The 814-nt window shown below is 75.8% G+C and carries 1 protein-coding gene; it reads left to right on the forward strand.

Annotation, left to right across the window (positions count from 1 at the left end; translation table 11 throughout):
- Positions 1–814 (forward strand): ADP/ATP-dependent (S)-NAD(P)H-hydrate dehydratase (locus IY392_RS18320; protein WP_194861999.1); only part of this gene is annotated, 814 nt, incomplete at both ends.

An 814-nucleotide genomic window follows, 5' to 3' on the forward strand; every position in this document is an offset into this window, starting at 1 on the left:
CGTCACCGTCACGTTCGGGGCCCTCCGGCGCGCCCACCTGCTCGCCTCGCCCACGTGCGGCCGGGTCGAGGTGGTCGACATCGGACTGGCGGAACCCGCCTCGGGACCGCTGACGGTGTACCGGCCCGACCCGTCAGAGGTGGGCCGGGCCTGGCCGGTCCCCGGGCCGGAGGACGACAAGTACACCCAGGGCGTGGTGGCCATCCGGGCGGGATCCGGCCGGTTCCCCGGAGCGGCCGTGCTGTGCGCCTCGGCCGCGGTGGCGGCCACGTCGGGGATGGTCCGGTACGTCGGCTCCGGAGCGGCTGACGTACTCGCCGCTCGCCCGGAGGTGGTGTGTCACCCGTCGGTCGCCGAGACCGGGACCGCGCAGTCCTGGGTCGTGGGACCGGGAGCCGGGACCGGGGCGGCGGCGGTCGCCGACATCGAGGCGATCCTGGCCCGGGCGCGACCGACCGTCCTGGATGCCGACGCACTGACCTGCATCGCGAGCCATCCCGTGGTGCTGCGGAGTGCGAGGGCCCCGGTACTGCTCACCCCCCACGCCGGGGAGTTCGACAGGCTGACCGGGGGGTGGGACCGGTCGGATCGGCCGGGCGCCCTGCGCAGGTACGTCTCGGATCTGCGCAACCGGGGGATCCCGGCGACGGTGCTGCTCAAGGGGCGGGTGACGCTCGTCGACGACGGGCAGACCGCCTGGTCGGTCGACCCGGGCTCCTCCTGGGCCGCGACGGCGGGATCCGGGGACGTGTTGTCCGGGATGGCCGGCGCCCTGCTCGCGAACGGTCTGGGCGGGGGCGGCGTGGGGTACGGC

Origin of the sequence: Dietzia sp. SYD-A1 (assembly GCF_015356725.1) — a bacterium.
GTDB lineage: Bacteria > Actinomycetota > Actinomycetes > Mycobacteriales > Mycobacteriaceae > Dietzia.